This window comes from Synergistota bacterium (assembly GCA_021159885.1).
Classification (GTDB): domain Bacteria; phylum Synergistota; class GBS-1; order GBS-1; family GBS-1; genus AUK310.
This window is the reverse complement of the sequence record JAGHDO010000001.1, coordinates 1-6,664: the sequence shown is the minus strand read 5'-3', so window position 1 is coordinate 6,664 and position 6,664 is coordinate 1. Positions and strand designations below refer to the sequence as shown.

Genomic DNA, 6,664 nt, shown 5'->3' with positions numbered 1-6,664 from the left:
TCCCTTTGCAAGATGAAGATCAGAAGCGTCAAGCTCCACCATCTTGAGCAAGAGCTCTCTCATTCTACCCATTACAAAGCACCTCCAAATGTAACTCTTATAACCTCGTCAGGCGTCGTTATTCCTCTCTTTATCTTTCTTATTCCATCTTCGCGCAATGTTATCATACCTTCCTTTATTGCCCTCTCTCTTATCTGAGATGCAGGAGCGTGATCAACCGTGAGACGCTGAACTTCCTCGCTCATAATCATTATCTCGAATATCCCTATCCTTCCTTTATAACCGGTATAACCACATTCCTCACAGCCTTTACCAGCGTAGTACACAGTTCCAGGTTCTATCCCTTCCTTAGACCATATATCGCTCTCGCTTACTACCTTCTTTTCTTTACAGTGCTCACAAACTCTCCGCGCGAGCCTCTGAGCTATAACACCTATTACAGAGGAAGCAACAAGATACGGTTCCACTCCCATGTCAATCAATCTCGCTATAGCGCTTGGAGCATCATTAGTATGAAGCGTCGATAGAACAAGGTGACCCGTGAGAGCAGATCTTATCGCTATTTCAGCAGTTTCCGTGTCTCTTATCTCACCAACCATTATTATATCCGGATCTTGACGCAGGACCGAGCGCAAAATTGAGGAGAAGGTCAATCCAGCTTTCTCATTCACCTGTACTTGATTTACCCCTTCAAGCTGATATTCTACCGGATCTTCAACGGTAACTATATTTCTCTCAGTGCTGTTAAGCTCCTTCAACATAGAGTAAAGCGTAGTGGTTTTACCGCTTCCCGTAGGACCCGTAACCAGAATCAAGCCATATGGTGTAGAAATCAACCTCTTAATCTTCTCAAGAGAATCTTCAAGAAGACCAAGCTTTTCCAGTCCTATTAGAATATCACTTCTATCCAATATTCTCATTACCACTTTTTCTCCATATACGGTAGGAAGCGTTGAAACCCTGAGATCGAGATCTCGCCCGTCCACAGAGGTTAGAATCCTGCCATCTTGTGGAAGTCTCTTCTCCGCTATATTCATACCTGCCATTACCTTTATTCGCGTCGTCAAAAGCGAGTGAAGACTCTTAGGAAAAGTCATCACAGGTCTCAGTACCCCATCTACCCTGAACCTTATCACTATTTCATCCTCATGAGGTTCTATATGAATATCGCTGGCACGTTCTCCCACAGCCTGGGATATCATACTGTTTACAAGCCCTATAATAGGAGCTTCTTCCTCAGGTGGAATAGCTTCCTCTCTTTCCCCCGTTTCCTCCGTCTCCTCCCTCTCCTCCCTCTCCCGAGCCAGGCTCTCAGCTCGCCCTCTCATGCCATAGTAGTGCTCTATAGCCTGCTTTATTTCGCTCGCGGGAGCTACAACTACATCTATATCGTATCCGGTAAGCAACCTAAGCTCATCCTGAACTAAAACATTCAAGGGATCCGCCATGGCAACGATGAGCCTGCCATCCTTAAGTTCAACGGGAATAAGGAGATTTCTCCTCGCTATATTCTCGGGAACGAGGCTTAAAAGCTTTGGCTCTATCTTTACCCTCTTCAAGGAGATAAGTGGTATTCCAAGCTGTTTCGAAAGCGTAAGAGCTATATCGCGATCGCTAACTGCCCCTTGCTTAACGAGAATGCTACCCAAGCGCTCGTTGGTTCTTCTCTGCTCCTCAAGGGCTCTCTCAAGCTGAGCCTGAGTTATAGCACCCGACTCAACGAGAAGCTCCCCAAGCCTTCTTCTACGTCCTATTCCCATTTCCTCACCTACTCCTTCAGAATTCTTGGAGTCACTATGAGAACAACTTCTTCCCTCTTGCGAGAAGAGGTTTGACTTCTAAACAGCTGACCAATTATGGGGAGATCCCCAAGAAGTGGAACCTTAAACAAATTCTTTATGTCCTCCTCAGTTATAAGTCCTCCTATGACTATTGGCTGTCCATCTCTAACCCTAAGCTTAGTCGTAACCTTCCTATGGCCTATTTCGGGAATCCTTTGACCTTCATACTCTATCCATCTTGTTACTATACTGACATCTATATCAATAGCAAGCGTGATCTTGCTATCTCTACCCACATAAGGCGTTATAACAAGCTTTGGCCCATATGTAATTGTTTTCCATTCCTGCTTGATCGTTCTCTCACTGTCTTTTATCTCCTCTACTCTATTAAAGTACTTATAATCACGCGTCAAATTTATAACCGCTTTTAACCCACTAAGCGTCGCTACGCTCGGGCTTGCAAGTACTTTTGCCTTTCCAGACGAAATCCAAGCATTTATGGTAGCATCAAGCATAGCGGCAGCGCTTTCATCGCTACTGTAGCTTATAGTTATCGGAGAACCAGGTGCTATGTTTATGTTATAGAATTTCCCCTTGGAAACATTCGAGAAGAAAAAGCCAAGATTCTTTTCCTTTTCCAGGGATATTCCCACAAGCTTGGCTTCAACCATAACTTGAGGAACTTCCTGGTCTATTAATTGTATAACCTTTTCAACTCTCTTCATTTCCAAGGGGGAAGCCTTAACTATAAGCGCATTCATTCTTTGATCTACTATAATATCTTTAACACCGGTTATGGAGGAAACGGTACCTACCACAGATTCAACGGACGCATTTGAAAGCACAAAAACCCTGGTTATCTTCTTATCGAACATCTCTTTAAGCCTGTCCTCACTTCCTATAACCAGCGTATTACCGAGATTTCTATAGCTTAGCCCAGTCATCCTCAGAAGCCAGTCAAACGCCTGAGCGAAGGGAACGTTCTTGAAGCTAACGGTAAGTTTTCCGCTGACCGACGAATCCAATATGAGATTAACACCAGTAACTTTGGCAAGCGCCCTAAATATGTCTCTGACATCAACATCCCTGAAATCAAGATTAATCTCCTTGCTAGCCCAACTTGTCTTGGTTGTGGGCGAGGAAACGGGCTTTTTAACAAGACTTCTTTCTAGAACTCTTGGATAGAAGTAAATTAAAACCTTCCTTGCAGCTGGAACGCTTTGAAGCTTGTAGTTTACCTCATCAAGCTTAAGCTCTATAACAACTCTAACTATCTCGGGTGTAAACTGACCAGCCCTAACCTCAACTACTCCGAACCTGTTTATTCTATAAATCCTTCTTGAGGTTTTTAAAACGAAGCCATAAAAATCAAGAACCATTCGATCAATCTTACCCTTTATCCAGCTTACCTTGGGATCGAGAGGAGCATCCCCCCTGATAGCAACCTTTAGACTTTCACCCATGGGAACGACATCTATTCTGCGAATGTAAAAAAGTCTCTTTTCCAAAGGGATCGGAGCCCTCTTACGAGGTTTCACCGGATAGAAAAAGTAAACAAGCGTTTTTCCCTTATCCTTAGAAGCGAAACGATAATAAAGCCTGCTTGAGAAGAACTCAACAACTACTCTCGCCTCACCTGGCTTAAACTGTCCCCCTCTTACCTCCCATATATCACTTCTGTGAAGGGGTAACCGTCGTAAGGTTGCGGAGTAATAGAATCCCTTAAACGTTAGCACCATTCTTTCCCGATCTCCAGGTAACCAATCTATAACAGGCACCGCTGGAGATGTGAGACGAATAACGAGCTTAACCCACGTTTTCGTCGGAAAAACCCGGACACTCATTATCCTTCTCTCAAGCGCATATCCCCTGACCGAAAGGCAAACCAAAAGCAAAAACGCAAGCACAAAAAGACCCTTTTTCCTCATCTTTTAAGGCTCACCTCTGTTCCGGAAGATAAAGAAGCTTAAAGACACCTTTCCATACGACTAAAGCGTTCTTTTTCCCTATTTTGATAAGCTTTACGCCCCGCCAACTTTCCCCCTCACCAAGTATTATTCCCCTCTCATTCCCTATTTGAAGAATAGCCACTCTCTTAGAACCAGACTCAACTATACCTTCAAGCCTCATAGGAGGAGGAACCTCCACAACCGCTTTGACCGGAGGAGTAACCTTAACTTCCACCTTTTCCTCCGGCGTTTCCTCACCTGCTGTGGGGAAAAATGGATCTTTAACCGAATGCTCCCGCTCCGCTACCAACATCCTAAGATGAGTCTCGCTTTTAGGAAAGCTCTCAAGCTCCCTTAAGATCCTATTGACATCTTCTTCTCTAAGAACGGGCGTTGGTTTGATGGAAATAACCTTTTTACCCGAGGAGCCAAACATAAAACTTATGTTAAAAAAACCCATATAGTAAAAGTAGATCCCTGCAAATACAAGAACGCCTATCAAAGCTATAAGATACCCCTTCCGCATAGCTCTTACCTCTCTATGGTCGCAAGCGTTATATCCACCCTAAGAAGCGAGGGCTCACTCAAAGCGCTAATCCTTAGCGAAGTTACGCCTATGAGAAACGGAGCACGCCAGATCTTGTCCAAAAAATCAAGCAAGGAAGAAAAATTACCACTGAGTCTCATGTTAAATATACACTTCTTTGCTCTTTTATCGCGAGTAAATACAAGCTTATCAAAGGTCAAACCGCTATTTCTCGCTGAACTTCCCAGAAGAATGGCGATCTTATCTATGTCCTCAGATTTCGGTAAGAAAGCTTTATAGCTATTTACCATCACACTAAGCTCTTGAAGCTTTTTTTTAAGTTGCTTTGATTTTACAATTTGAGCTTCGAGCCTTCTAACCTCAAGAGTTAGCCTTCTGCTTCTCTCCTCAAGAGACTTAAGTTCATCACCTATCCTGAGAGTGAGAAAAAGATAAAAAAGTATTAATCCCAATGCTCCCAAGGACCACATCATGAGAAAGTCCCTTCTTTTAAATCTCTCCCAAAAGCTGGAAAACAAATTTTTAAGGGCTTCCGTCTCTACCACCATCCCTTCAGACGACACGTGAAATCAAAAGGTGTTATGCCGTTCCTTTCCCCTTCGAGCTTAGGAATGGAGATCTCCTGAACCATCTTTCCCTCTTTAAGAACATCTATAAGGCTTGCAAGTGCCTCTGGTGAGGAAGCAACACCCATCATTCTAATATCCCTTCCATCCTTAAGGCTTTCGAGTTTTTCTATCCTAACGCCATCAGGCAAGCTGGATGAAAGATAAATGAGAAATTCATAAGCGGGGATCAAGTTAGACGTGAATCCTCTCACTCTCCTAATAAAGAACTCGGCTTCCTTAAAAAGCTTGACCAAATTTTCCTTTCTAAGCTGCCTTTGAAGCGTGCTAACAAGCGCCTCTTTCTCGCTCGCTATTCTCTTTTGCGAGGTATACTGATAGTAAAGCCAAGCTGTAAAAACGACCACCACTATCCATAAAACGGTGAGTCCTATTCTCATCGCAGAAAAAAGCCTATTTCTTCTCTTTAATCTTAGTACCTCTGGAGGCAGTAGATTCACCTTAAACCTGGTCAATTCCCTCTAATACACCCCTCTCAAAGCCAACCCTATAGCTACGCCCCACCTATTTTTCAAGCTCTCAAGCTCCTCCTCTTTAACAGAATCCAAAGCTAAACCTTCAAGCGGATTGATCCTTTCAACTGGAATACCGAGTCCCTCTTCAAGCGCCGAATCAAAGCCTCTTATGGCGCATCCTCCCCCCGTAATGTGAATTTTCCTGACGATGTTTTCTCTGAACTGTCCTATGATATAATCAAAGCATCGTGAAATTTCTCCCAAAAGATCATCAAATGGGGGTTTTATATAATCCCCAAGCTCATCAAAGCTTTTTTCCCTTTTAAGTCTTTCCGCTTCCTCAAAGGAGACCTTAGCCGATCCAGATATAGCTGATGTAAACATGTTTCCAGCAATCAGAACCGATCTAAACATAACAAGTTTACCCTCGTGAACTACAGCTATATCCGTAGTTCCAGCTCCTATATCCAGGATCATAAAACTGCCACGTGTCAAACTCCCCCCCTGTAGCCTGAGGAGAGGAAAGGGAACCGCATCTATAGCCTCAAGATTAAGTCCTGCGCTTCTGAAGATATCGTAAATCTGCCTCGATGTAGTGCGCCTCATTGCCACTAAAATGACCTCTACTTTCTCTCCCTCTTCATCAAAGAAGCTACGAGAAAGCTCATAGTCGTAGACCGCATCATCAACGGAAAATGGCAGATGTCTCTCTATTTCCCACGAAAGGAACTTGGAAAACTCCCTTTTTTCCATCTTGGGAAGCTGTATCATCCTGATTATAACCTCACGTCCCCCTCCACAGGCAACCACCCTACATCCCTTAAATCCATGCTTATCTGCCATCTCCCTGAGGGTTCTTGAAACCTCATCAAGGTTCCTAATAACTCCAGCGGCTATAGCTCCCCGAGAGAAAGTTCCTGCTCCCCATTTCTCGAGCTTACTCCCATTCAGAACCGCGAACTTTATTCCCACTGTGCCAAGATCAACTCCCACCCACGCTCTCCTTCCCCTTAACATCGTAATCACTGCTTCTTGCTCTCGCCAACCGAATGCCTTGGGTTCTTCGATATTACTTTTATAGCCTCTAAAACAGCTTCAAGAACGTCAACTTGAAACTGCGCCTCTATCTCATTAAGTTTGGAGAATATATATCCACGATCCGTAACGATATACTTTGGAGGAAGCCTGTTTAAAGCATATGCCATCATATCAGCTATGCACTCCTCACACTTGCAGACATCATCTCTATCCTTAAGAAGCTTTTCAAGGGTCTCCTTAACAACCCTTTCCATATAATTTCTTGGTA

At 43.8% G+C, this 6,664-nt stretch carries 7 protein-coding genes; all 7 read right to left on the bottom strand.

The features are described 5' to 3' along the window. Positions 1–71: 71 nt before the first annotated feature. A complete protein-coding gene (tadA, locus tag J7M13_00035) occupies positions 72–1,760 on the bottom strand; it encodes a Flp pilus assembly complex ATPase component TadA (GenBank protein MCD6362384.1) in 1,689 nt (562 codons plus the stop codon). A gap of 8 nt (positions 1,761–1,768) precedes the next feature. Further along, positions 1,769–3,709, bottom strand: coding sequence for an AMIN domain-containing protein (locus J7M13_00030; GenBank protein ID MCD6362383.1), 1,941 nt, complete (start codon positions 3,707–3,709; stop codon positions 1,769–1,771). 10 nt (positions 3,710–3,719) lie between these two features. Further along, on the bottom strand, positions 3,720–4,256 hold the full coding sequence (locus J7M13_00025) for a hypothetical protein (GenBank protein MCD6362382.1): 537 nt from the start codon (positions 4,254–4,256) through the stop codon (positions 3,720–3,722). A gap of 5 nt (positions 4,257–4,261) precedes the next feature. Then, the gene (pilO, locus tag J7M13_00020; protein ID MCD6362381.1) at positions 4,262–4,750 is read right to left on the bottom strand and encodes a type 4a pilus biogenesis protein PilO; all 489 of its coding nucleotides are present in this window, start codon (positions 4,748–4,750) and stop codon (positions 4,262–4,264) included. A 65-nt stretch (positions 4,751–4,815) separates the two neighbouring features. Further along, on the bottom strand, positions 4,816–5,358 hold the full coding sequence (locus tag J7M13_00015) for a hypothetical protein (GenBank protein MCD6362380.1): 543 nt from the start codon (positions 5,356–5,358) through the stop codon (positions 4,816–4,818). Positions 5,359–5,364: 6 nt separating this feature from the next. Continuing rightward, complete coding sequence (gene pilM, locus J7M13_00010) at positions 5,365–6,375, bottom strand: type IV pilus assembly protein PilM (protein MCD6362379.1); 1,011 nt, start codon at positions 6,373–6,375, stop codon at positions 5,365–5,367. Between the two features lie 5 nt (positions 6,376–6,380). Next, complete coding sequence (locus tag J7M13_00005) at positions 6,381–6,650, bottom strand: late competence development ComFB family protein (GenBank protein MCD6362378.1); 270 nt, start codon at positions 6,648–6,650, stop codon at positions 6,381–6,383. Between the last annotated feature and the right edge of the window lie 14 nt (positions 6,651–6,664).